21 protein-coding genes and 1 tRNA gene are annotated in these 23,918 nt (G+C 58.1%); 11 read left to right on the forward strand and 11 right to left on the reverse strand.

Features of this window, described 5'->3' with window-relative positions; all coding sequences use genetic code 11:
• The first annotated feature begins 5 nt into the window (after positions 1-5).
• From ftsE to HF931_RS04405, 7 genes are all read left to right on the forward strand, one after another.
• The gene (ftsE, locus tag HF931_RS04375) at positions 6-755 is read left to right on the forward strand and encodes a cell division ATP-binding protein FtsE (protein ID WP_051602434.1); all 750 of its coding nucleotides are present in this window, start codon (positions 6-8) and stop codon (positions 753-755) included.
• A gap of 2 nt (positions 756-757) precedes the next feature.
• A complete protein-coding gene (locus HF931_RS04380) occupies positions 758-1,627 on the forward strand; it encodes a cell division protein FtsX (protein WP_035548019.1) in 870 nt (289 codons plus the stop codon).
• Positions 1,624-2,217, forward strand: coding sequence for a YdcF family protein (locus HF931_RS04385; protein WP_273011943.1), 594 nt, complete (start codon positions 1,624-1,626; stop codon positions 2,215-2,217). The genes HF931_RS04380 and HF931_RS04385 overlap by 4 nt, the downstream gene beginning before the upstream one ends.
• A gap of 16 nt (positions 2,218-2,233) precedes the next feature.
• Positions 2,234-2,974 carry a lysophospholipid acyltransferase family protein gene (locus tag HF931_RS04390; RefSeq protein ID WP_273242006.1) on the forward strand — a complete coding sequence of 247 codons (741 nt, stop codon included), beginning with the start codon at positions 2,234-2,236 and terminating at the stop codon, positions 2,972-2,974.
• Between the two features lie 18 nt (positions 2,975-2,992).
• The gene (locus HF931_RS04395; RefSeq protein WP_273242008.1) at positions 2,993-4,012 is read left to right on the forward strand and encodes a DUF2125 domain-containing protein; all 1,020 of its coding nucleotides are present in this window, start codon (positions 2,993-2,995) and stop codon (positions 4,010-4,012) included.
• Positions 4,009-4,656 (forward strand): DNA-3-methyladenine glycosylase family protein, encoded by a 648-nt coding sequence (locus HF931_RS04400; protein WP_273011937.1) that lies wholly within the window; start codon positions 4,009-4,011, stop codon positions 4,654-4,656. Before HF931_RS04395 ends, HF931_RS04400 begins: the two co-directional genes overlap by 4 nt.
• A 140-nt stretch (positions 4,657-4,796) precedes the next feature.
• A complete protein-coding gene (locus HF931_RS04405) occupies positions 4,797-5,360 on the forward strand; it encodes an HNH endonuclease (RefSeq protein ID WP_035548009.1) in 564 nt (187 codons plus the stop codon).
• A gap of 4 nt (positions 5,361-5,364) precedes the next feature.
• On the opposite strand, the gene HF931_RS04410 is transcribed toward HF931_RS04405, so the two are convergent.
• Together HF931_RS04410 and HF931_RS04415 are read right to left on the reverse strand one after the other, a co-directional pair.
• Positions 5,365-6,768 carry a protein adenylyltransferase SelO family protein gene (locus HF931_RS04410; protein WP_273242010.1) on the reverse strand — a complete coding sequence of 468 codons (1,404 nt, stop codon included), beginning with the start codon at positions 6,766-6,768 and terminating at the stop codon, positions 5,365-5,367.
• Between the two features lie 81 nt (positions 6,769-6,849).
• Positions 6,850-9,204, reverse strand: a complete 2,355-nt coding sequence (locus HF931_RS04415) for a TonB-dependent receptor (RefSeq protein WP_273242011.1) — start codon at positions 9,202-9,204, stop codon at positions 6,850-6,852.
• A 387-nt stretch (positions 9,205-9,591) separates the two neighbouring features.
• On the opposite strand from HF931_RS04415, the gene HF931_RS04420 reads away from it, so the two are divergent.
• Complete coding sequence (locus HF931_RS04420; RefSeq protein WP_273242013.1) at positions 9,592-12,366, forward strand: TonB-dependent receptor plug domain-containing protein; 2,775 nt, start codon at positions 9,592-9,594, stop codon at positions 12,364-12,366.
• Positions 12,367-12,424: 58 nt separating this feature from the next.
• Here HF931_RS04420 and HF931_RS04425 read toward each other — a convergent pair whose 3' ends face one another.
• Complete coding sequence (locus tag HF931_RS04425; protein WP_273242015.1) at positions 12,425-13,381, reverse strand: alpha/beta hydrolase; 957 nt, start codon at positions 13,379-13,381, stop codon at positions 12,425-12,427.
• Positions 13,382-13,445: 64 nt separating this feature from the next.
• On the opposite strand from HF931_RS04425, the gene HF931_RS04430 reads away from it, so the two are divergent.
• A complete protein-coding gene (locus HF931_RS04430) occupies positions 13,446-14,090 on the forward strand; it encodes a DsbA family protein (protein ID WP_273242017.1) in 645 nt (214 codons plus the stop codon).
• 3 nt (positions 14,091-14,093) lie between these two features.
• Here the strand turns inward: HF931_RS04430 and HF931_RS04435 are convergent, their stop codons facing one another.
• From HF931_RS04435 to cysQ, 3 genes are read right to left on the reverse strand one after another with little or no spacing between them, the layout of a single operon-like run.
• Positions 14,094-14,978: a hypothetical protein gene (locus HF931_RS04435; protein WP_273242019.1), complete on the reverse strand. Its 885-nt coding sequence runs from the start codon at positions 14,976-14,978 to the stop codon at positions 14,094-14,096.
• Positions 14,979-15,035: 57 nt separating this feature from the next.
• Positions 15,036-16,376, reverse strand: coding sequence for a phosphoglucosamine mutase (gene glmM, locus HF931_RS04440; protein ID WP_273242021.1), 1,341 nt, complete (start codon positions 16,374-16,376; stop codon positions 15,036-15,038).
• Positions 16,377-16,435: 59 nt separating this feature from the next.
• The gene (gene cysQ / locus HF931_RS04445) at positions 16,436-17,224 is read right to left on the reverse strand and encodes a 3'(2'),5'-bisphosphate nucleotidase CysQ (RefSeq protein WP_035547985.1); all 789 of its coding nucleotides are present in this window, start codon (positions 17,222-17,224) and stop codon (positions 16,436-16,438) included.
• Between the two features lie 137 nt (positions 17,225-17,361).
• On the opposite strand from cysQ, the gene HF931_RS04450 reads away from it, so the two are divergent.
• A complete protein-coding gene (locus tag HF931_RS04450) occupies positions 17,362-18,984 on the forward strand; it encodes a caspase family protein (RefSeq protein WP_273242024.1) in 1,623 nt (540 codons plus the stop codon).
• Here HF931_RS04450 and HF931_RS04455 read toward each other — a convergent pair.
• The 5 genes from HF931_RS04455 to HF931_RS04475 all read right to left on the reverse strand — a co-directional run bounded on the left by HF931_RS04455 (position 18,981) and on the right by HF931_RS04475 (position 22,425).
• The gene (locus HF931_RS04455) at positions 18,981-19,859 is read right to left on the reverse strand and encodes an FKBP-type peptidyl-prolyl cis-trans isomerase (RefSeq protein ID WP_273242026.1); all 879 of its coding nucleotides are present in this window, start codon (positions 19,857-19,859) and stop codon (positions 18,981-18,983) included. The genes HF931_RS04450 and HF931_RS04455 overlap by 4 nt on opposite strands.
• Positions 19,860-19,940: 81 nt before the next feature.
• Positions 19,941-21,167, reverse strand: a complete 1,227-nt coding sequence (locus HF931_RS04460) for a threonine ammonia-lyase (protein WP_273242028.1) — start codon at positions 21,165-21,167, stop codon at positions 19,941-19,943.
• 163 nt (positions 21,168-21,330) lie between these two features.
• Entirely contained in the window at positions 21,331-21,570 is a 240-nt protein-coding gene (locus tag HF931_RS04465; protein WP_273242029.1) for a DUF1150 family protein, read from the reverse strand.
• Between the two features lie 220 nt (positions 21,571-21,790).
• Positions 21,791-21,866: transfer RNA gene (locus tag HF931_RS04470), tRNA-Ala, on the reverse strand.
• A 46-nt stretch (positions 21,867-21,912) separates the two neighbouring features.
• The gene (locus tag HF931_RS04475) at positions 21,913-22,425 is read right to left on the reverse strand and encodes a TIGR02300 family protein (RefSeq protein ID WP_035547978.1); all 513 of its coding nucleotides are present in this window, start codon (positions 22,423-22,425) and stop codon (positions 21,913-21,915) included.
• 118 nt (positions 22,426-22,543) lie between these two features.
• Here HF931_RS04475 and aroA point away from each other — a divergent pair, with 118 nt between their 5' ends.
• On the forward strand, positions 22,544-23,866 hold the full coding sequence (gene aroA, locus HF931_RS04480; RefSeq protein WP_273242032.1) for a 3-phosphoshikimate 1-carboxyvinyltransferase: 1,323 nt from the start codon (positions 22,544-22,546) through the stop codon (positions 23,864-23,866).
• Positions 23,867-23,918 lie beyond the last annotated feature (52 nt).

Here is a 23,918-nt window from a genome sequence, read left to right on the forward strand (position 1 = left end):
AGCTGATGACCCTTCCCCGCCATGACCTTTTTGACGATGTCGCCGTGCGCCTTGATGGCGTCTCGCTGCGTTACGACACGTCGGAAGACATCCTTAGCGGGATTGATCTTGTCCTGAAACCCGGATCGTTCAGCTTTCTGACCGGAGCCTCCGGCGCGGGCAAGACCAGCCTGCTGAAACTGCTTTATCTGGCACTGAAGCCGACACGTGGCGAAGTTTCACTGTTCGGACGACCAACCAGCCGCCTGACGCGCGACCAGTTGTCTGCGCTGCGTCGGCGGGTTGGGGTCGTGTTCCAGGAGTTCCGCCTGCTGGACCATCTGACCGCGTACGAGAATGTTGCGCTGCCCCTTCGCGTTCTGGGGCGCAAGGAAGCGAGCTATCGCCATGATGTCGAGGAGCTGCTGGCCTGGGTCGGCCTTGGAGAACGCATGCATTCGCGCCCGCCAACCCTGTCCGGCGGGGAGCAGCAGCGCGTTGCCATCGCCCGTGCCGTTGTGACCCAGCCGGATATCCTTATCGCAGACGAACCGACCGGGAATGTCGATCCGGAAATGGGCGCGCGCCTGATGCGCCTCTTCCTTGAGCTTAACAAGCGGCGAGCGACTACAGTCATCATCGCCACGCATGATTTGGGCCTCGTGCGGCAGGTCGATGCGCCGGTTTTCCGGCTGCAGCATGGCCTGCTGGTCCAGGATGTCGAATATGGCCCGGCGGCGCGTCGCCGAACCGATATCGTGAAGACGGTGGATTAGGCATGGCAAAGGAAACCCCGCTTCTGCCTGTAGAGGATGCGCGCGAAATGGCGCTGTTCTTCGTCGTCGGTGCGCTCTGCTTCCTGGCCGCACTGGCAACGCTCTCGGCGAAGTCGACTTATGGCGCTGCGCGCAGCTGGACGGCTGAGGTTGAGGGGGAACTGACAGTGTCCCTGCCGGATGCAGACCGGCGCGGCGCCGAAGAGGCGCGGCAATTGATTGAGGCAACCGAAGGCGTGCGCGAAGCGCGGCTTCTGTCCAAACAGGAAATTGATGCGCTTTTGGAGCCGAACTTTGGCAGCCGGGGCCTGCCGGAAAGCCTGCCCTTGCCGCAGCTGATCGCCGTCACCGCTGAACCGGACACGCAATTCATGGGGCCAACGCTTGAACGGCGTCTGACGGAGGCCGGATATGCACATGCCGTGGACGAACATGCCGATTGGGCAGGGGATGTCCGAAGGATGCTGGCGATCGCGCGTCTTGTGGCGCTGACTGCCGTAGCTCTGTTGGCATCAACGGCCGTGGCCGTCATCGCGTTTGCAACGCATGCGGCGCTGTTGGCGCGGAGGGATATTGTTGATGTGCTGCATCTGGCCGGCGCGCGCGATCGCTACATTGCCGGGCTGTTCGAGCGCCGTTTCTGGCTTCTGGGGCTGAGGGCAGGGGCAGTTGGCGCTTTGCTCGCGCTTGGCGCGGCGGCGGCGATGATCTTCGGGGTGCATTCCAGCGGAGCGCGATCAGGTCTTTTGCCCGTACTGAGTCTCGATATTGTTGATTTACTGATCCTGGTGCTGACCCCGGTGATCGCGGGGCTGGCCGCGCGCATTGCGGCGCGTGTTACAGTTATCCGTTCCCTGAAGAGTGTGATGTGAGCGGCGAACAACGATTGCGGAAACGACGTATCGGCGTGGTGCCGGCCCTGTTCCTGGCGGGGCTGGTTCTGGCGATTGCTGATTTTGTGCTGTTTGCAAATCGCGCGGCCAATGCAGACCGTTCGCCGGACGTGACGGCCGATGCGATTGTCGCGCTGACGGGGGGATCAGGTCTCAGGATCGCCGCGGGCGTGGAACTCGTCGGAAAAGGTCGGGGCAGAAGGATGCTGATTTCAGGCGTGAACCCCGATGTGCCGAAAGCGGACTTGATCGCGCTGGCAGGCGGATCCGAGGAGGTCTGGGCATGCTGCGTCGATATTGGCTATATGGCCGAAACCACGCTGGGCAATGCAGATGAGACGGCGGCCTGGGCCTATGAGCGAGGTTACAAGAGCCTGATCATCGTCACTTCCGATTATCACATGCCGCGCAGCCTGATCGTGCTGAAGAAGGCCATGCCGGATCTGGAACTGATCGCCTGGCCTGTGCGCACGGTGAATGACCCGTCTCGTATCTGGAGCGATCCGGGGTCATTTCGAGGTGTCTTCCTCGAATGGGCGAAGTGGCGGGTGACGACTCTCGAAGTTTGACCTATCTGATACCCGCATGATGATGTTTCGCTCGCTTCTCTTCGTGATCTGGATGTATGGCCTGATGGCCGTGCTGGGCATCCTGTTCCTGCCGGCACTGCTTCTGCCGAAATCCGTGGCGTTCTGGGCAATCAGCATATATGCGCGCGGACTGATCTTCGGACTTCGGGTGATCTGCGGAATCGAAGTGGAGATCCGGGGGCGCCAGCACATGCCGCGCGGCACGGTGCTGTATGCTGGCAAGCACAATTGCATGCTGGATGTGTTCATTCCGTTCCTTGTCATGCCTGCCCCGGCGATCATTCTGAAACAGGAGCTGCTCTGGTATCCGTTTCTGGGCTGGTACGCGCTGAAGACGGCGATGATTCCGATCGACCGGGCCGGGAATACGCGAACGCTGAAGAAGATGGTTGCAGCTGCTAAAGTGCGCGCGGAAGACGGTCGGCAGATCGTGATCTTCCCGGAAGGGACACGCACGGAGCCAGGTGCTGCGCCTGCCTACCATGCTGCTGGAATTTCTGGCCTCGCCAAGGTGATCGAAGCGCCAATTGTACCCGTCGCAACGAATGCGGGCCTGTGCTGGCCCGGCCGAGGCCTGAAGCGGAACAAGGGACGTATCGTTTATGAGATTCTGCCGCCCATTCCGGCTGGTTTGCCCCGTAGAGAATTGATGGCACGGCTGCAGGCCGATCTGGAAACAGCCTCTGACGCTCTTGTCGATGAGGGCCGCGACGTGCAGAAACACCTCGCTTCCTAATACCTTTCAGGGCTTCCTATGGTCGAATCGTCCACCGCGCAGAAAAAATCCCGTTTCTGGCTGTATCTGCCTTTCGCCTTGTTGCTGATCGCAATCGGTGCATGGGCGGCTTATTGGTTCGTTGCGAAGTCTCAGTTGGACAAGGGCATCGACCAGTGGATTGCCGAGCAGAGAGCGCTTGGCGCCGAGATTGAATACTCCAGCAAGTCTCTTGGGGGCTTCCCATATCGGTTCGAGTTGGTGGTTGATGATCCGGTCTATGCTGCGCCCGCTGCGCCTCGATGGGAAGGCGAACAATTGCGGCTCGTCATGCAGCCCTGGAACTGGCAGCACGTGATTGCCTATTCGCCCGGGCGGAATGTGCTGACAGAGGCAGATGGCCTGCGGCAGACTCTGACCCTGGACAAATCCTCTGCGGTCAGTGTGTCATGGAATTCCGATACATTCCGCCGGATCGGCGTGCAGATGGGCAGCGCAACGGCGCTCATCGAAGGGGAATCCTATGAGGCAGCGAATTTCTCCTTGAACCTGGCGCCTCGCAACGGCGCTGAGACTGATTTGATGATCGCGCTGCAATGGGATCGCTTGACGATCAATGGCGCGCCAGAGGGGGCGGAATTTCTTGGTGACACGTTGGGCCCTTCCCGCCTGATCGGTGAAGTGCGCGAATTCTTCCCGGCATGGGTCCGAAGCGGTGGCAATCCAGAGAGGCTGCATCGTGCGCTGATCCAACAGGATGGGGGTGTGGAGATTGCGCAAGGCTTGCTGAATTGGGGGCCGCTCGACCTCGGTGTGAAGGGCGATCTGGCATATGAGGATGGCGCGGCCAATGGCTCGATGGGTGTGCGGATCGACGATGCCGACGCATTGCGTGACGCACTGGAATCGTCCGGTCGGCTCGGCCAGCAGGAAAACGCCATGCTGACAATGCTGGAGACGTCCTCTGCCGATGGCGGCTTCCTCACCTTCACCATCAAGGATGATGAAGTGAAGATGGGATTGGTACCTCTGGGCCGTTTGCCGGAACCGGGGTATTGACCGCGCCCTCGCGGCGGAAGCTGAAGGCGGCCTGCGAAACTCTGGCTGCCGCGGATCCTGCGCTGTCTCGGGCATATGACGAATTGGGCGTTCCGACATGGCGGGTGGGTGAGCCTTGCTATGCCGCGCTTTGCCGACTGATTGCGTATCAGCAATTGTCAACGAAAGCGGCCGGGTCGATCTGGGCGCGAACCGAAACCTATTTCGGGGAGGTCACACCAGACGCCGTGCTGGCGGCGGACCCGGAAGACATTCGCGCATGTGGAATGTCCCGCCCCAAGGTGCGGCACATGGTGTCCATTGCAGAGGCGATCACATCCGGTGCGTTGGATCTGGAGCGGGTGTGTGCCTCCGATCTCGACCTTGCGCGCAAGGAACTGGTTTCGGTGAAGGGAATTGGCCCCTGGACTGCAGAATTGTTCCTGCTCTATTCGGTCGGTGCGATGGACGCATTTCCTGTCGGCGATGTCGGCCTGATGGAGGCGCACAAACTGTTGTCCGAAGTCGAAACCCGTATGGAAATCAAGGAATTCTCTGCCCATGCCGAAGTGTGGAGACCCTATCGGGGCGTGGCGGCACACATGTTGTGGGGCTGGATCAACGATCAACGCGCCAAGGCATCGCAGGCCAGTCCGCAGGCCTGATTGCCCGGAAAGCGTTGCAAAACGCCGTTTCTGTCATAATCTGATGATGTGAATCACCTAGATCAGGGGCGAGACGAAAAGGAGCTACGCCTTCAGTCGGTTCGAGCAAGCATATGTTCTCTGCTTCATGGAGGTGATCCATGGCTGAGATTCTTTCGGCCCCACCGAGCGGTCGGCCCGCTCTGGTATTGAACGCTGATTTCAGGCCGCTCTCTTACTATCCCTTGTCCTTGTGGCCCTGGCAGGAAGTGGTGAAGGCCGTTTTCCTCGACCGTGTCGATATCATTGCAGAATATGACTATGTCGTGCGCAGTCCGAGTACCGAATTCCGTTTGCCGAGCGTTATCGCGCTGAGGGATTTTGTCCGGCAGGATCGTCCGCCTGCGTTCACGCGCTTCAATGTGTTCCTCAGAGATGGATTCGAGTGTGCCTATTGCGGTGCAACGGACAATCTGACGTTCGATCACGTCATTCCGCGCTCACGGGGTGGACGGACGACTTGGGAAAACATCGTCGCGGCGTGCAGCCCCTGCAATCTGCGCAAGGGCGGAAAGATGTTGCACCATACGGATTTGCAGCTCAAATCACGGCCGGCGCGCCCGAACAATTACCAGCTACAGGAAATCGGGCGAAAGTTTCCGCCAAACCATCTGCATGAAACATGGATGGATTATCTTTATTGGGATGTCGAACTGGAAGGCTGATTTGTCAGGCCCAGTCGTAGGCAAGGCGCGCCTGCTCGATGTGATCCAGCTTCGCGTGCAGCGCCGACCAGTCGTCCGAGTTTGCGATGGGATCCCAGACGGCCTCTACCTCATCAATCAGTAGGCTGACTGGAGCAGGGCCTTTGAAATAGGCATGTTTGAGCCGTTCCGGGCGAACGGGATCCCGTAAGAACAGGCTTTCACGAACAGGCGCGAAAGCCTCCTCTGAATAGAGCGGTGCTTGTGGGGACGCTGCTGCCCGCGTTTCGCTGTCTCGTCCGCCGAACCAGTCGAAGAATGTGTGCGGCCAGCTGGCGCCTGAGTTTGTCATCCAGGCATAGAAAGCCTGTAGAAATTCTGTGTCCGCCTGCATGTCTTTCAGCGGTTCCAGACCGAGTAGAGCGTGGGTGTGGGCGACGAAGCTTTCCTGATAAGCGCGTTCGTAAGGCTTCAGCCCGGTGGCAAGAGCCTCGGCGGTCGCAAGTGGGAGGAGGGCAGAGGCAAGCTGCTGTAGCGCCCAGCCACCTTGCAGCGGTTGCCGGCCGAAACGATAGAGACCCTGCTGGTCGAAATAGGCTGCTGTGAAGTTCGGATCAGATACGGGCAGGAAGCGCCACGGCCCGAAATCGAAGGTCTCCCCGGTAATGTTGAAATTATCCGTGTTCATCACACCATGGACGAAGCCAGCGGCCATCCATTGGCCGATCATATGGCCGGTCGCAGACGAAATAGCCGACAACATGTTGACCGTTTTCCGAGCCATGTCTTCATCATCGGCATTCGGATGGAAGTTCGCCACCACATAGTTCACCAGCCGGGCGAGTTCCTTGTCCTGTTCCAGATAGGCGAGGCGCTGGAAGCTGCCGAAGCGGATATGACTATGGGACAGGCGGGTAAGGACAGCCGAACGTGTCGGGGAGGGCTCATCGTTCCGGGCCAGTTGTTCACCCGTTTCCACAACGGCGAAGGGCTTCGATGTGTTGACGCCAAGGGCTTCAAGATAGTTGGCGGCCAGGATCTCACGGACAGCGCCTTTCAGCGTCAAGCGGCCATCCCCTTGCCGGCTCCAGGGGGTTTGGCCAGACCCCTTCGTGCCGAGATCGAGGAGGCGTGAAGTATCATCGCGCAGCTGAGCGAACAGGAAACCACGACCATCACCCAGTTGCGGATTGTAGGTACCGAACTGGTGGCCGTGATACCGCAAGGCCAAAGGGCGCTCGAGATTGTCGGGCAATGGTTCGAACCGGCCGAAATGGGCAACGCGTTTCTCGACGCTGAGCGTGTCCAGGCCGACAGCTGAGGCCCAGCGATCATTCCAGTATCGCAATTTGTGCAGAGGGAAATCTGCCGAGTCGACCGGGTCGGCGATGAAGTCGGCAATGTCGAGGATGGGCGGGGAATATGTCATGGCCGCTACATAGGCGCTGAAAGCAAAAAGGGCGACCCGCGCGGGCCGCCCTTTCCGGAAATTCTATGTGAGAGACCTATCCTAGTATTCGTAGGTCAGCTCCAGACCGACGAGACGGCCTTTCTTCAGCGGCGAGAAGGTGCCACCTGCCGGCAGACCCATGTACGGGTAGTTGTTGCCGGTCGAGAGTGGGCCCGGGAATGGCAGCTGGGTGTCGTTACCCGCCTGCACTTCGTCGAGCAAATTCTTGCCGTAGATGGAAGCCGCAAGACCATCAACCGGGGTTTCCCAGGTCAGGTTTGCGTCCAGCATATTTGCGGACTGGATCCAGCCGAAGTTGCTGTCAGTGTATGCAATGCGATCACGGAACTGGTAATTCACCTGTCCAACCAGCGCGCCGCCATCGCCCAGGTCGACATCCTTGATCAGGCCGACACCCCAGGTTGCTTGCGGTACGCGCGGCAGGTCGAGCGCCAGGTCGCTTGAGCCAACAACACCGTCAGCATCCAGATCGAAGAAGACGTCGTCATAAGACGCATCGATCATGCCGACATTGAACGTGGCGAGCCAGGATTCACCGATGGCAACGCGGCCGTCCACTTCAACACCCGTAATGGATGCGTCTGCTGTGTTAATGATGTTCTGGACCACGCCGGAAGCACCAGCCGTGTTGACCTCACGCTGCATGTTCTGAATTGCTGTGTGGAACAGGGCACCATTGATTTGAACGCGGCCATCTTCGCTGCTGGTTTTGAAACCAACTTCGAACGCGTCGACTTCTTCCTCGTCAAAGCCAAATTCACCGGTTGCAGCCACGAACTGATAGAAGATCGGGATGTCGGTGATGCGGAAGTTATAACCACCAGAGCGAAAGCCCTTCGTATAGTGGGCATAGGACTGGAGGTTGTCGGTCCAGAAGTATTGCAGGCCGAGTTTCGGCGTCCAGTTTGACCATTCATTGCCGTCGCTGAAGCCGTTTGGCTCCTGAGCCGCACCGCCGGTGATCAACGAGATCAGGGCGTTCGTGCCGTCAGGCGAACAGGTGCCGCTTACGACAGAACACTCATTACGCGGACGGATGTAGATCACGTCTGCGTCCTTTTCCTCATTGGAGTAGCGCAGGCCGAATGTTGCGACCAGCTTGTCCGTGAAGGAATAGTCCACATTGGCGAAAGCGCCCCAGACGGTGTGGTCCTGACGACCGCCACCATAGAAGTTCCACGGGATGGACGCTGGCAGCGTGGCCGGACGGGTTGTCGGCAGGTTACGGGTTTCAGTGTACGCAATTTCCTGTTCGAAATAGTACAGGCCAGTTGTCAGGTCCGCCTTGCCGAAGGTGCCAGCATAGCGCAGTTCGTTGGAGAACTGCTCCTGCGTGAACTCAGAGCCTGAATGGAACAGGGTGAATGGCGTGGCGTCGATGTCGCCAACCGTGCCGGAGTCTAGATCGCGATAGCCGAAGATGTTGGTGATCCGGCCATTGCCGAAATCAACATCATAATCCGTGCGGATGGAACCGAAGATTGTCTCGGCTTCGGCAAAGCCCGGCTCGTTGATGGAGAAGTCGAAGGTTTCGCGATCAAAATAGGAGCGGTTCTGACCGGAGGGTCCGTCGCCACGGCTGTCGGTATATTCCAGCTTGCCGAGCACGCTGAGGCGTTCAGTTGGCGTGAACTCCAGGGCGCCGCGATAGGTGGCAATCTGAAGCTCGCCATGATTGTCGCCATTGAACTGGTTTTCGAAGTAACCGGCATCCGTGGTATAGGATGCGCCGATCTTACCATTCAGCAGGCCTTCGATCAGCGGTCCGGAGACATAGCCCTGGACGGTTGCGCTTGCGCCCCCACGGTCTTCATCAACCGGGCCGTCGACTTTGGCACCAACCTTGAAGGTAAATTCGTCCGTCGGATTGCCGGAGTTCAGCACAACAGCACCACCGGTCGTGTTCCGACCGAACAGAAGGCCCTGCGGTCCGCGAAGGATCTCGATGCTGTCCACATCGAACAGGTCGACCACGACGCCTGTGTTGACGCCGATATACACGCCATCGATGAACACGCCCACGGCAGGGTCGATGGACGGAATGGACGAGTTCACGCCGAGGCCACGGATGGCGAAGTTGGCCGTGCCGCGAGAGGTGCCAACATCATCCAGAGACACGTTTGGCGAGGAATAGGACAGGCTTTCCAGCGTGGTGACATTCAGTGCGTCCAACGTGTCAGAGTTGAAAGCGGTGACGGCCACAGGCACGTCCTGGACGTTCTCGACGTCCTTTTTCTTGGTGGCGGTCACGGTGACCGTACCAAGGACGCGGTCGATCGCTGACTGGCGATCTGCTTCAGTTTCGGGCGCAGTTTGAGCGTCCTGGGCCTGAGCGTTGGCCGCAATTAAGAGGACGGCAGAAGCCGTCGCAAACAAAGAGTGTTTGAGATGCATAGCAGTTTCCTGATTGTACTTATTCTAGTTCCGGGAGGGTATTTCGGAGCCCGCTCTTTTTGGCGGGTTGGCTATGAAGCTAATCATTTCACGTAGAGATTCAGCCTCAATTTCTGGTGAGACAGCGGGATTCTTGCCGACTGTAACATTTACGCCACAATCCAAGCGATTCTGACCAAATGTGTGCAGTTCGTGGCATATCTGAGGTGCACTCACATATCCCCGACAACGTTGGCATGAGCAAACCATTGCAATTCGGTTTCAAGATTTGCTGCGGCGCACAACATTATACCCCTATTCCGCTGGGTTTGGCGGCATATTCTGATCGTGAGTGAGACATGAACCGGACACCCAGATACCGGTCGCTCACAACACGGGAGGAAATATATGAAGAACCAATTCAAACTGTGGCTCAGTGCGTCTTGCGTTGCGGTGGCTGTCGGCATGCCGGCGGTCGCGCAGGAGGAAGATGCAGAGGCACGTCAGGACACTGTCGTGGTCACGGGATCGTTCATTGCCGGAACGCCAGAGGATGCAGCGCTGCCGGTCGATGTCCTGACGGCGGGTGAGCTGAAGCTTGAAGGCTCACCCAGCGTGTCGGAACTGATCCGCAACCTTGGCGTGTCTTCCGGTGTTGACGGACAAACCAACCAGTTCGCCTCGAACGGCTTGGAAGGTACGTCCAATGTGAACCTGCGGGGCCTTGGGCCGGGACGGACGCTGGTGCTGCTGAATGGCAAGCGTCAGACATTCTCGCCTTATAGCGTGGGTGAGCAGGCGCAGCTCTTCGTGGATACCAACATGATCCCGTCTGCGGCCATTGGCAGGATCGAAGTGCTGAAAGACGGTGCGGCCGCGCTTTATGGCTCCGATGCGATTGCGGGTGTTGTGAACTTCATCACGCGGAATGATCTGGACGGGTTCGAAGTTGGCGGCAGCTTCCAGCAGTTCGACGGCTCCGATGGCGAGTATGACGTGTCTGCTGCCTGGGGTAAGCAGGGCGGCGATTGGAACTTCATCATTTCGGCTGGTTATCAGTATCGGAACGAAGTGCCGTTGCTTGAGAAAGACTGGGCAATTTCGGACATTACGGAAAACCCTGTCGGTGGTTTCTCTTCTTTGTCCAATCCGGGCCGTTATGTTGCTCTCGGCGCAACTGGCGTCATCGGCGCAGTCAATCGTGAAGCAGGCTGTACGGATGTTGGCGGCATTGTGAACCCCGCCAACGATCAGTGCTATTTCCAGTTTACCCAGTTCGACAATCTGGTCGAAGAGGAAGAGCGCTATCAGATATTCGCTGAGTTTAACCGCGAATTTGGTAACGGCGTCGGCCTCCATGTCGAGGCGCTTTACGGCATGACAGACGTGCCATCCTGGAAAACGTCTCCGTCCTACCCGCCGCAGGAACTGGCAACCCAAGTGGTTCCGGTTACCAACCCGGGTTTCCAGCAATACATTGCGGACAATCCCGGCGACTTCCCGGCCGGCACGCTCGCAGCGCTGTATATCGGACGTTCTTTTGGTTGGGGCGGCTTCCCCGGCACAGGCGGCGCGCAGGAAGGCTTCCGCGAGCATGAGACGCTTCGACTCGCCGGTGAACTCGACGGCACGTTCGAGAATGGCATCAACTGGTCGGCCAGCCTCGGCTATAGTGAGGCTTCTGCTGATCGGAACACGAATGATACCTACATCCTCGGCTTCACAGCTGCCCTGAACGGATTTGGTGTTTGTACCGATCCGATCACCGGCAATGATCCGGCGACTGGAACTCAGCCTTTCGCGGCGGGCTATACTGGCTCACTCGTGGCAGGCACAGGCGCATGTGAGTATTACAACCCATTCTCCAACGCCATTCCGGCAAATGCGATTACGGGTGAAGCAAATCCATCTTATGTGCCGGGTCTTGAGAACTCCGAGACGCTTGCGGACTGGATGACGGACGGACAGTTCACGGCCGCTGAAACCAGCTTGCTCGTGTTCGACGCCGTCATGAACGGTCAGTCCAATGTACAGGCCGCAGGTGGCTCCGTGGGTTGGGCTGCTGGTTTCCAGGTTCGCCAGGAAACTTACACGCTGACGCCCAACGCGCTGAACAATCTCAACATCACGCCTGGACCAGGCGGTACAGGTCCGTTCTCGTTCCTGGCCGGCTTTACGCCTGCTGATCGTGATCAGACGATCTACGCCGCATTTGGTGAACTTCAGATCCCGCTCTTTGAAGATCTCGATGTTCAGGTTGCCATGCGGTATGAAGATTATGGCGGTGATGTCGGCTCGACCTTCGACCCGAAAGTCGCAGCCAAGTGGCAAGTGAACGATGCCTTCTCCCTGCGTGGTTCTGCCCAGACCTCTTTCAAGGGGCCAACGCTGAACCAACTGGCTGGCAACGTCACAACACTGCAATTTGTTGCGCCGATATCTGCCTTCAAGGCGGTTGACCAGTTCGGTAATCCGGCACTATCGCCAGAAAGCGCCTTCAGCTTCAACATTGGTGGTATCTATCAGCAGGGCGGATTCAGTGCCTCGCTTGATTACTACAATTTCGACTTCTCTGACCCGATCATCGTCGAAGATCAGGCCTCAATCGTGAATGCTGCTCTGGCGGCGATTGCTGCCGGTGACACTGACAATGCGATCCTGGAACGTATTACGTTCACGGATAACAACAGTGACGGGATCAATCAGGCGAACGAAATTGCCCGTGTTGAAACCAACATCGTCAATGGTCCTGACATCAAGACATCCGGTTTCGATATTCGTGTCGAAAACGTCTGGGATAATGCCTTTGCGGGCGGCGATTTCTCGCTGGGCGCGGAAGCTTCCTACATTCTCGAATATGATGTCGATGATTTCGAGATCGAAGGTGTGGTCATTCCGGGCGGCGATCGTGTGGATCAGTTCAACCGGTCGAACTTCTCCCGTTCCCTGCCGAGCTGGAAAGCGAACGTGTTCGCCAACCTGTCAGCAGGCGACCACAATTTCCGCGGTGTCATGCGTCACATCGACTCCTATGAAGATGAGCGCGGCGATCTGACGGGGAATGGCACGTCGGATATCGACAGCCAAACCACGTTCGACCTGAACTATGACCCGTACACCCACAATCCGTTTGGCCGCACATTCAAAATCAGTGTGACCAAGCGTTTCGGCGGCAGCGACTGATTGCCATCGAATGCAGCACTGGAGGCGGTCTTCAGATCGCCTCCTTTTTTATGCGTGGTTAGATCGAACCGAGCGCCTTGCCAGCTTCGATACCCGCATCGCGAATCGCGTCCCGGACGGTGTCGGACAAGGCAGTCATGTTCATGAATCCATGCACCATGCCCGGATGCTCCCGCACGCTGACCTTCACGCCAAAGCTCGCCATCTTGTCTGCATAGGCGAGCCCCTCATCTTTCAGGGGGTCCCAACCACACAGAACAAAATGCGCAGGCGGAAGACCCTTGAAAGAGGCAGGATCAGCGAACAGGGGAGAGACACGCGGATCCATCCGCTGCGCATCCTCGCCGATATAAGCATCGCGAAAATACTCAAACAGATTTGCAGAAATGAAGAAGCCACCTTCCTGGAAGGTCATCTTCTTTGTTCGTATGTCCACGAACTGCACCAATGGATAAAGCAGTAGCTGGAACTTTGGACCAGGCTTTCCGGTGCGCAGTAATTCCTGTGCAAGAAAGGCCGAAAGATTCCCGCCTGCGCTGTCTCCGCAAACGGCGAGCCGGTTCGGATCCACCCCGCAAGCGTCGGCATGCGTGGTGACCCAATTCCAGGCAGCAAGCGCATCATCATGCGCGGCGGGAAACTTGTGCTCTGGGGCAAGACGATAGTCGATCGCGATCACCCGCGCTCTCGCCCCCTCGGCCAGCCGCCGACAGATCATGTCATGACTGTCCAGGTCGCCGAGAACAAATCCACCGCCATGAAAGAAGACGATGCCGGGGCCGGGCGGTATTCCCGCGCCCAGCGGTGTGTACAGGCGGGCTTTCATCGGTCCGGTGGGGCCGGGCAGGGTGACCAGAGAGATATTGGCCATTTCCGGCGCATCTCGCTCAATCGCGCGGCTGGCAACGAAGAATTGCTGGCGCAGGCGATCAACCGATCCTTTCCAGTCCATCGCGGAAAAGTCCGGCATCTGGAATTTGTCCATGAACTGGCGGAAGGAGTTATCGAGGCCCATGCCGAATTAGATGGGCCTAAAATCAGTTCTTGTGAAGGCATCAATACGCCGCCAAAGTGTCGCCATGAAAACTGTCGACGTCTTCTGGTCTTTTCGGTCGCCATATTCCTATCTGGCGACGAAGCGGCTTCGCGCCCTCAGCTCGAAATGGGATGTGCGCGTGCGGCCTCGGCCAGTGTATCCGATTGCCATACGAACGCCTGAATTCTTCTCGGAAATCCGACCGCAATGGGTGCCGTATCTGGTGCGGGACATTGTTCGGCTGGCCCAATATCTGGAGCTGCCATTCGGACCCCTGAACCCTGACCCAGTGGTCATGAATATGGTCACGCGGGAAATCTCTCCGGAGCAGCCCTATATTGGCCGTCTGACACGGCTCGGAATTCTGGCCTGCGAGGCGGGCGATGATGCGGGCTGGGCTTTCATGGATGAAGTTTCAACCCTGGTCTGGTCCGGCGGGGCATGGACAGAGGGCACTGCGCTGGCCGATGCGGCGGCGCGAGCCGGATTCGATCTTTCCGATTTGGATGTTCGGCAAGAGGCCGAGGCTGACCGGCTGGAAGCAGTCATAGCCGAAAACCAGGCGGCCCAGGATCCGCATCATTGGGGCGTTCCGCTCATGGTGTTCGAGGGAGAGGCGTTTTTCGGGCAGGATCGGCTAGATGTGCTGGAATGGCGGCTTGGAGAATCTGGCATCGCGCGACGTTGATTGTCAAAGGCGAGATAGTTTTTCCAACTGGCTGAGATCACCAGAATCAAAGTCGGCGGACTTCACGAATTCCGAGAAAGCACGTCCCTTCGTCCCCTGAGGCAGTGTTTTCAGTGCGGTCACAGCCGTAACGCCCAAATCGCACATATCCAGAGATTCCAGCATGGTCGGCGACGGTCCGCCCGAGTTCGCGGCGAGCATGAGCGGCATGATCTGCGGATCGGAAATGATCGACATGGCGACGCCCTGCAGGGCCGATTCATCCTGATGGGTGAGCTTTCCGTGGTTTACCGGGCTGGTTCGCGCATCTTCAATGGCGGCGAACGCGATGCTGATAGAGGCGAATGAATAGTCGGTCAGTTCGCTACCAAGATCCGCAAGGTCTGAAGCTGCGGCCATCTGGCTGGATAATCCGGAGGCCGCGTCGAAGTTCTGATAGCGACTTCCAGAGCACCAACGGTGATTGCGGCGTGATGCGCTTCGCAATTCCTTGCGGGTCATGTCCAGCCAGTCGTCCACATGGCGCGTATTGGCATTGGCGAGCGTGGTCTGATGCTGGCTAAGCACTTTGCCTGCGGCCGCCAGCGCTATTCGGGCATGATCGTGCTGATCCGACTTCGAAAGGCGGCGGTCCAGATCAGCGCGTGCATTCGGGTCAATTCGCCCAAGTGCAGAGAGGAAGGCTTTGGCTGATTTACCTTCAAGACCTGCATGCTGGACCGAATTTACTTGAGCGGAAGCAATCGGAAACGGCCCATCAGAAGCGCTTTTCTTTGGCAGGTTAAGCACCGCAAAGAAGGCGCCAGCGACGACAAGAATTGTGATCGCGCCGAAGGTCAGCGTGTTGCCATCTTTCGGTTTACTGCCACCTCGTGCGTCAAACGTCATGGTCTGCCCCCCCCATTTCACCCGAAAGTGTGGAGGACAATTCCTGACAAAGCCTTATCAGGCGGCCGCTTCTACCGCGCTGACCACATGGGCCAGAGCACGCAACATCAGGTCTTCTTCCAATGCTTCCGCCATGACACGGATCAATGGCTCGGTGCCGGATTTGCGGACAACCATGCGTCCGCGTTTGCCCAACATGTCGTCTGCGTCCGACAGCGCTGCTTTCACAGTGTCTGCGTCCAGCGGGTTTGATCCGCTGAAACGTATATTGACCAGTTTTTGCGGAGCTGGGTCGAAGACATGCAACAATTCGGAGGCGGGGCGATCGCTGTTTGAGAGTGTTTTCAGAACCTGAAGGGCTGCCAACAGGCCATCGCCGGTGGTGGATACATCCGACAGAATGATGTGCCCGGATTGTTCGCCGCCCAGATTGAAACCGTGCTGGCGCATGTGCTCGCCGACATAGCGGTCGCCAACTTTCGTTCGCGCCAGCGTCAGATCAAGTTCCTTGAGGTATTCTGCCAGACCCATATTCGACATGACAGTGGCAACCATGCCCGCGCCAGTCAGCTTTCCGGCCCGGTGCAATTCGCCAGCGATGAGCGCCATGACCTGGTCGCCGTCAACTTCCTCTCCGGTTTCATCGACCACGATGACCCGGTCGGCATCGCCATCAAATGCGATTCCGATATCAGCCCCGGTGTCGACGACTGTCGTTTTCAGAAGGTCCGTTGCGGTAGAGCCAACACCAGCATTGATGTTCAGACCGTCCGGTTGATCGCCAATGATCGTCAGGTTCGCGCCGAGCTGGCGTAGCGCTGCGGGTCCTACTTCGAACGCGGCACCGTGAGCGCAATCCAGCACAATCTTCAGCGCGGACAGGTCCATGTCTGTGCCAACCGCTTGCAGGCAGCGGTCCAGATAGAGCGTTGTCGCGCCGGTGAGTGAGTGGGGCGTCGAAACCGTGGAAGGAGCGGGATAATCTCCCTCGAAGGCCGACGCCATGGCGGATTCAAGCGCCTCCTCGGTTTCATCTGTCAGCTTGATGCCTTCGGGGCTGAAGAGTTTGACGCCATTGTCATCTGCCTTGTTGTGAGAGGCAGAAACCATCAGGCCAAGCGCAGCGCCGGTTTCTCTTGTCATCAGGGCGACATTCGGTGTTGGGACAACGCCAAGCAAGACAGGTTTGAGGCCCATACTGGTCAGGCCAGCAATCAGGGCGGCTTCGATCATTTCCCCAGACCGACGGGTATCGCGGCCAATGACCACTTCACGCCCGCCATTTGGAGCGAATGTCCGGGCAGCCGCAATTGCCAGCCGAAGGGCGGTCTCTGCCGTCATCGGGTGTGCGTTTACCCGGCCACGAATGCCGTCCGTTCCAAAGTACTGCCGTGCCATACGCTACATCCTCCTCATATGCTTGTGGCAGGACTTGGCGAAAAAATCGAGATCGTGCCTCAGGCGGGGGTGACATCGCCATAAACGATGAAATGGGGATTGTCGTAGCCGCGTTCTTTCTTGCCGTAGAGAAGAGGTTTTGCCTCTTCTGTCAGTACGCGGCCACCTGCAGCCTCCACGACCGAATGACCTGCCGCTGTATCCCATTCCATGGTGCGGCCCATGCGAGGGTAGAGGTCTGCCTCTCCTGCAGCGATCAGGCAGAATTTCAGCGACGAACCGGCCCCGACGGTTTCGGCGACGTCGAACTTGCCGAGCCAGTCATCTGTTTCCGCGGACCGGTGCGATTTTGAGGCGACAGCTGTCAGGCCCGCTTCAGGGGCAGGGCGGATTTTCAATGCGGTGCGTTCGGTTGGTACATCCCCACCTGGCTCGACCGTGGCCTGCCAGGCTGAATTGTGGCTCTCAGCCACGAACAGGCGATCACGCGCTGGAGCATACACAACCCCCATGACCGGGCGGCCATGTTCGATAATCGCGATGTTTACGGTGAACTCACCATTCTTGTTTACGAATTCCTTTGTGCCATCCAGCGGATCGACCAGTGCGAACCGATGACCGTGCTCGGGCACTTTTCCATCGCTGAAGGATTCCTCAGCGACGACCGGCAGGCTTGGCTCAGCTTCGGCCAAGCCTTTCAGGATCAGGACTTCGGCACGTTGGTCCGCCTCTGTCACCGGAGAGGCGTCGCCTTTCCGGTCCACATCGAAATCGCTTTCGTAGATCTCCATGATGAGTTTTCCGGCGTCGAGGGCAATCCGGGCGAGTTGGTCGGCGGAAATGGTCAAGTGTGCGATCCTTTGTGTAATTCCGAGGCTCTTCCTGTCAGCGCTCTCATGGGATGACAACCCATACGATTGGGTTGTGTTGACGAGGTAGGATTGCATGGGCAAGAAAAGGGCGTCGCTTTCGTCGGAGGGTCAAGATGATCTCACGTCGCCATATGCTGCTGATCGGTGGCGCGGCGGCCATGCCTTGGCCCGGCCGCGCACAACAGACACCTGCAAAAAAGCGAATTGCGCTGATCATCGGCAATGCGTCCTATTCAGAGGGCATCGGAACGCTTTCCAATCCGATCAATGACGCCAATGTGGTGGCCGAAGGCGTGCGCAATTGCGGGTTCCGGCTCGTTTCTGGCGACATCGTTCAGAATGCCGGGCGATCTGCCATGATGAGCGCAATCCGAGATTATGTGGCAGAGTTGAAGGCCGCCGGGCCTGAGGCCATGGGATTTTTCTACTATTCCGGACACGGCGCAGCGCGAGAGACCGGCGGCAATTACCTGATCCCGGTAGGGGAAGCAGATGAACTGAACGAAGCACTCTGGGACGATTCTGTGGAACTGGATTGGCTGATGGAACGGCTGGACGCGTTGGAAGCTCCAAGCGTTGTCGCCATAGACGCCTGCCGGAACGTTTTAAAACTGCCAGAAGCCCAACGCTCGCTTGGCGGAGGAGAGGCTTTCCGGGGCCTCAGGCGCACGGCGGGCGGCACTGGCGAGCGCAACATGTTCCTCTCCTTCGCAACCTGGGAAGGGGAGACGGCAAGCGATGGCCGTGCCGATGACGGGAACGGACCCTACGCACGGGCACTTGGCATTCGTCTCAATGAGCCTGCGACCACTGTCCGTGACATGTTCGAGCAGGTACGTCTGGATGTACTTGAACAAACGCTTCAACGGCAGGAGCCCATGAATCTCTCCCGGCTTCAGCGCAGGTCTTCCGACATCAAGATTGGTTCCTGGACCAGGGATCCGTCGGAATCGAGCGCCGAGACGTCACGCTACCCACTCAGGCATGCCCTCATTATTGCGAATTCCTATTCCGATGCCGGAGACCTCAGCCTGCCAAATGTCCATCATGACGGGGAGATTGTTCGAAGTGCGCTGGCTTCTGCAGGCTATGAGACCGTTTATCTCCCAGACGGAAATGATCGCGAAACCCGGGATCAGGTCGACCTTTTCGTGCAGCGTCTCGACGCGGCGGGTCCGGCATCTGTCGGGTTGGTCTATTTCGCAGGATATGGAACAGCCCTGGACGGAGAGAATGTGCTGTTGCCGCAGGGCCCGATCCCCCGGTCCAAATCTGAGTTGCGAGACCAGGGAATCTGGATTTCTGATCTTGTGGCGCAGATGGAAGCAGCGTCGTCACAAGCGATCATGATGCTGGTCGACTGCGGCAGGCCATTTTCGCTTGGCGGCGAAAAGGGAGAGGATCGCGGTTTTTCAGAGAGCTTCGGCAAAGATCGGGTCGTTGTTGCCTATGCGGATGCGCCGGGAACGTATCATCCAGACGGCAAAGCCCCGTCATTGTTCGCGGACGCATTTGCCCGGAATGTCGTGACGCCAGACCGGATAAGCATTCAATCTGTGCTGCGCCGGGTGAATGACGATGTCATGCATGCGTCCGAGGGGCAGCAGCGCCCGTGGTTTCAAACGTCACTGGACCTGCCAATCTACTTCAGGGCCGATTTGCTTCCCGAAGAAGCAGGCGAACCGAGCGCGGAGGATTCGTCGCCGAACTCTCCACGCCGGTACAAGAGACGCTAGTTCATCACGTCCAGAAGTTCGACTTCGAACATCAGATCCGCATTCGGAGGAATGGGGCCGCCCGGCGTGCCTTGGGCACCATAGGCAATGTCCGATGGAATATACATCAGCCAGCGATCTCCCGGCTTCATCATGGCAAGCGCTTCGACCCAGCCCGGGATCAGGCGGTCTGAGGGAAAGAGTTCCGGTTGGCCCCGCTGGAAGGCGCTGTCGAACATTTCGCCATTCTCTGCGAGCCGGCCTTCATAATAGACAGCAACCATTTGTCCGTTTACGGGGCTGGCGCCAGATGCATCGCCGCTTTCCAGAACAACATATTGCAGTCCGGACTCAGTTTTCTGGACTTCCGGAAGGTCTGAATTCCACGGCGTGTATTTCTCCCAGGCTTCCGCATCAGCCGATTTCGGCTCCATCACTTCAACCAGCTCCACTTGGAAAACGAGATCGTCGCCCGCCTTGATGACGTCGCCGCGATTGGAATTTCCATAGGCGAGAGCATTTGGAATATAGAAGAGGTAGGTGTCGCCCTCGCTCATCAATTGGAGCCCCTGCGTCCAGCCCGGAATCACCTGATTCAGGCGAAACATTGAGGGAGATCCGCGATCATAGGAGGAGTCGAATTTCTCGCCGTCCGCGGTACGACCTTCATAGTGGACACGGACCATATCGGTTGGCACAGGGCTCGCGCCGTCCTCTGGTCCTTCCTTCAGGACGATATATTCGAGGCCGGCAAGCCCAGTTTCGACGTCCGCACTTTCTGAGTTCCAGGGTAGATGCTTGTCGAACGTTGCGTCGAGGTCAGCGGTATCGGTGCCGCTGCCACACGCTGTGGCGAGGATTGTAGCGGTAAGAGCCGCGAGCATAGTCCGGATCATGTGTCTCTCCAGTGATCAGGTGGGATCAGTCTCGTTTAAGCAGGACAAGCAGCAAAGTCACCTCGGCAGCTGACGCAGCGGTCAGAGGGAGCGTGGCGGATAGCCAGCTTGGGCGAGTGCATCGATGACTTCCTGTGTGTGCTGGGCATCGCGCGTTTCGATCAGAATATCGAATTCTGCGCCTTTTGCGGGAACATCCAGCGCGATGCGATTGTGGGCGACTTCCATGATGTTGGCGCCCTGGTCGCCTATGATCTTGGAAACAAGCGCCAGGAGGCCGGGCCGATCGTCGCCAATGATACGGATGGAGGTCAGGCGGTTTTCGCGAACAAGTGCCCGTGTGAGCACAGAAGATAGCAAGCGCGTATCGATGTTGCCGCCACACAGGACAAGGCCGACATTGCGGCCCTGAAAGCGCGAGGGATGTGCCAGAAGGGCAGCAAGCCCAGCTGCACCCGCGCCTTCGGCGATGGTTTTCTCGACCTCCGCATACAGCGTGATGGCGCGCTCCAGATGCTCTTCCTCTACCAGGACGATGTCATCAACCAGCTCAGCGCAAATCTGGCGGGTCAGCTCCCCCGCCTCTTTCACGGCAATGCCCTCAGCGATTGTTGCACCGCCGGTTTTTGGCGTTTCGCCGCGCAGGGCGGCGTGCATGCAGGGATACATTGCCGCCTCGACGCCAATGATCTTGATTTCAGGCTTCAGGGCCTTGGCCGCAATCGCGATGCCGCTGATCAGGCCGCCACCACCAATCGGCACGACCAGCGTGTCGAGCTCTGGATTGGCCTCCAGCATTTCCAGCGCAATCGTACCTTGCCCGGCGATGATGTCAGGATCGTCGAACGGGTGCAGGAAGGTGAGATTGTCCCGCTCACACACTTCCATCGCATAGCTTTTGGCTTCGTCGAAGATCAGCCCTTCCAACAGGACACGTGCGCCGTGACTGCGGGTATGCTCGACCTTGCTGAAAGGGGTGGTCTTGGCCATCACGATCGTGGCCGGAATGCCAAGGCGGCGCGCATGGTAGGCGACGCCCTGCGAATGGTTTCCGGCCGAAGCGGCGATAACCCCGCGCTTCTTCTGGTCATCCGTCAGTTTCGACAGCCGGTTCAAAGCGCCGCGTTCCTTGAACGCAGCGGTAAATTGCTGGTTCTCGAACTTCACCCAGACTTCTGCGCCCGTAATGCTCGACAGCGTCCGTGACTTGTTCATCGGCGTATGAACGATCTGGCCATCCAGCACTTCAGCGGCAGCTTTGATATCGTCTAGGGTCACGGGCAGGTCGGATGTGTGTGTATCGGGCATAGTGTGGGGGTCCGGGGGGTGAAAACGCGCGCACCCTATGCCTGCGCCCCCCCAAGGGCAAGGCCGGATGGTTGGTTCCTGCAGGCGCAACAAGCTGGATCAGAAAAAACCCCTCCGAACCCAGTTCGAAGGGGATTTCCAATGGGGCCTGTTTGAAAGCGTATCAGTGTACGCTGAGCGGCTTCAGATCGTGAGACCGGGCAGCGGCAAAGGCGGCTTCGCGGCCTTGTACCACAGCCAGGCGCACACCGTCGGCCGACGCCACTACGAACAAGTCGTCGGCTTCGTCGATCTGATCAATCGCATTCTCGGGAAGAATTCCCGAAAGCTCTCCGGCATCAAGATGGCGGATATACACGAAGGCGTCGCTTTCAAACGGGTTCGTTTTCAGGTCTGTAGTCATCGTTCCAATCCTTTCCGTCACAAGAGACAGACATGCCGAACGCGGGAAGCATGTGTTCCACTGTTCATAATAAAGGTGGGGAACAAAGGTTCCGGTTCAAGGACCGGATTGGGGCATCTTCGGGGCACATAGTCACGTTTATGTGCACCAGATGGCGCGTGTATTCAGGCAAGGTTCAGGAATGACGAGAACGACAGAAATTCGCTGAATACGCAGGAAATGGTGGAGCCAGACGGAATCGAACCGACGACCTCTTGCATGCCATGCAAGCGCTCTCCCAACTGAGCTATGGCCCCGAACCGGAAGCGACGCAGTTACATCCGCCGCTTCCGGGTTTCAAGTCTATTTTTCATCTTCCTCATCATCGAGAGTCAGATCGTCGTCGTCATCGTCGGCGTCTGCATCGATTTCGAAGTCAGTGTCATCATCGTCATCCAGCAGGATGTCGTCATCATCATCGTCATCCACGCCGTCTTCATTGAATCCGGCCGGGACTTTCGCTGGTGTATCGCCGTCTTCGTCCTCATCAGACGAACCTTCGAGGATAACTTCTTCCTCGTCGCCACCAAGTTCCTTGGCTTCTTCCTCGTCGGATTCGTCGTCCTCATCATCAATGTCGTCATTGGTGCGGGCGGCGGCATCCTCTTCGTCGTCATCTTCATCATCATCCTCGGTCTTGACCGCGGCCTTTGCAGCCTTGGCTTTTACCTTGGTGATGGTGGTGCGGATGACTTCGTCTTCCGGATCAAATTCCTCGCCGCATTTCGGGCAGACGCAGGGGCGCTTGTTCAGGTCGTAGAAGCGTGCCTCGCAGGAAGGGCAGACCTGTTTGGTTCCAAGTTTGTCTTTCGACACGGGAGACAGCCTCCTTATGGTCTTCTCTGATTTTGATATGGGCGGGCGCTTGCCATGAACGCCGCACGCTGTCAAAGCCCCATTTCACGTGATCAATCAAGCAGGGAATGTACCTGAAATGGTCTGGACCAGCCGACCCGTTAAAGCTCTCAAAGGCAACATCCGCGCGCCGGGTGACAAATCTTGTTCACATCGTGCCCTCATCTTTGGCGGACTTGCAGCAGGAACCAGCCGATTTACCGGCCTTCTCGAAGGCGAAGATGTCCTGCGTACAGGCTGGGCCATGGAAGCGCTCGGCGCGACTGTAAAGCAGACTGGCCCCGGTGCATGGGAAGTGATTGGTGTGGGCGAAAAAGGACTGAGCCAGCCGGAAAAAGATCTCGACTTCGGCAATTCAGGCACAGGCTCGCGCCTGATGATGGGCCTGGTGTCTGGCTATCCCATCAATGTCGAGATGACCGGAGACGAAAGCCTTCGCTCACGCCCGATGAATCGGATCCTGAAACCGCTGCGCATGATGCGCGGGCTCGATACGGCAGGGCCGGATGGCCAGTTGCCCTTCGCAATTGTCGGCACAGAAAGCCTGAAGGCGATCACCTATGTCCCGCCGGTCGCATCTGCTCAGGTGAAATCGGCCGTGTTGCTTGCGGGCCTGAACGCAGATGGCACAACGATTGTTGAAGAGGCTCGTCAGACCCGAGACCATACGGAACGCATGCTGCGCGGATTTGGTGTCACTGTGGGAACAGAGCGGTTGGGGGCCGAAGGCGTTCGCGTGTCCCTGGAAGGTGGGCAAGAGCTGACTGCGATTGACGCTGCCATCCCCGGCGATCCCTCCTCCGCAGCATTTCTCGTCGCGGCGGGCATTCTGTCACCGCAAGGGGATGTCATGATCGAGGGCATCATGTCCAATCCGACCCGGTCGGGTTTCTATGATGTGGTCAATCTGATGGGCGCACATCTGGGCGCAGAAGAGATGGGCGATGCGGCAGGGGAGCGGCTGATCAATGTTCACGCCGGATCAGCGCAATTGAGCGGAAAACCCGTGCCTGAGCGTCTGGTCCCTTCGATGATCGACGAATTCCCGATCCTTGGTGTGCTGGCTGCCTTTGCTGAAGGTGAGACGGTTGTAACCGGCGCGGAGGAATTGCGCGTGAAGGAATCCGACCGCATTGGCGCCGTGGTTGCCATGTTGCGTGCCAATGGCGTTGACGCTGAGGAGCGCCCGGACGGATTTGCCGTTCAGGGCTGTGGTGGCCCTCCGCCAGGGGGCGGCATTGTGGAAACACGGCATGACCATCGGATCGCCATGAGCGCGCTGGTCATGGGCACGGCCTCACAGAATCCGGTCAGCGTGGACGATATCTCCATGATCGCGACCAGCTATCCGGACTTCCTCAGTCACATGGCAGAGCTTGGCGCGGATATTTCGGAAGGCTGATTGCCGCTAGGTCAAAATTGACGACAGAGCGCGGGGCGGCAAAGTACAGATC

Origin of the sequence: Hyphomonas atlantica corrig. (genome assembly GCF_017795365.1) — a bacterium.
Taxonomy (GTDB): Bacteria; Pseudomonadota; Alphaproteobacteria; order Caulobacterales; family Hyphomonadaceae; genus Hyphomonas; species Hyphomonas atlantica.

Coding starts and splice junctions, on each gene's coding strand:
- HF931_RS04415 (WP_273242011.1), bottom strand. CDS start 9,204: ATGCATCTCAAACACTCTTTGTTTGCGACGGCTTCTGCCGTCCTCTTA.
- HF931_RS04465 (WP_273242029.1), bottom strand. CDS start 21,570: ATGACTACAGACCTGAAAACGAACCCGTTTGAAAGCGACGCCTTCGTG.
- HF931_RS04405 (WP_035548009.1), top strand. CDS start 4,797: ATGGCTGAGATTCTTTCGGCCCCACCGAGCGGTCGGCCCGCTCTGGTA.
- HF931_RS04430 (WP_273242017.1), top strand. CDS start 13,446: ATGAAAACTGTCGACGTCTTCTGGTCTTTTCGGTCGCCATATTCCTAT.
- HF931_RS04410 (WP_273242010.1), bottom strand. CDS start 6,768: ATGACATATTCCCCGCCCATCCTCGACATTGCCGACTTCATCGCCGAC.
- ftsE (WP_051602434.1), top strand. CDS start 6: ATGACCCTTCCCCGCCATGACCTTTTTGACGATGTCGCCGTGCGCCTT.
- HF931_RS04450 (WP_273242024.1), top strand. CDS start 17,362: ATGATCTCACGTCGCCATATGCTGCTGATCGGTGGCGCGGCGGCCATG.
- glmM (WP_273242021.1), bottom strand. CDS start 16,376: ATGGCACGGCAGTACTTTGGAACGGACGGCATTCGTGGCCGGGTAAAC.
- HF931_RS04395 (WP_273242008.1), top strand. CDS start 2,993: ATGGTCGAATCGTCCACCGCGCAGAAAAAATCCCGTTTCTGGCTGTAT.
- HF931_RS04390 (WP_273242006.1), top strand. CDS start 2,234: ATGATGATGTTTCGCTCGCTTCTCTTCGTGATCTGGATGTATGGCCTG.
- HF931_RS04435 (WP_273242019.1), bottom strand. CDS start 14,978: ATGACGTTTGACGCACGAGGTGGCAGTAAACCGAAAGATGGCAACACG.
- HF931_RS04455 (WP_273242026.1), bottom strand. CDS start 19,859: ATGATCCGGACTATGCTCGCGGCTCTTACCGCTACAATCCTCGCCACA.
- aroA (WP_273242032.1), top strand. CDS start 22,544: ATGGTCTGGACCAGCCGACCCGTTAAAGCTCTCAAAGGCAACATCCGC.
- HF931_RS04460 (WP_273242028.1), bottom strand. CDS start 21,167: ATGCCCGATACACACACATCCGACCTGCCCGTGACCCTAGACGATATC.
- HF931_RS04425 (WP_273242015.1), bottom strand. CDS start 13,381: ATGGGCCTCGATAACTCCTTCCGCCAGTTCATGGACAAATTCCAGATG.
- HF931_RS04380 (WP_035548019.1), top strand. CDS start 758: ATGGCAAAGGAAACCCCGCTTCTGCCTGTAGAGGATGCGCGCGAAATG.
- HF931_RS04420 (WP_273242013.1), top strand. CDS start 9,592: ATGAAGAACCAATTCAAACTGTGGCTCAGTGCGTCTTGCGTTGCGGTG.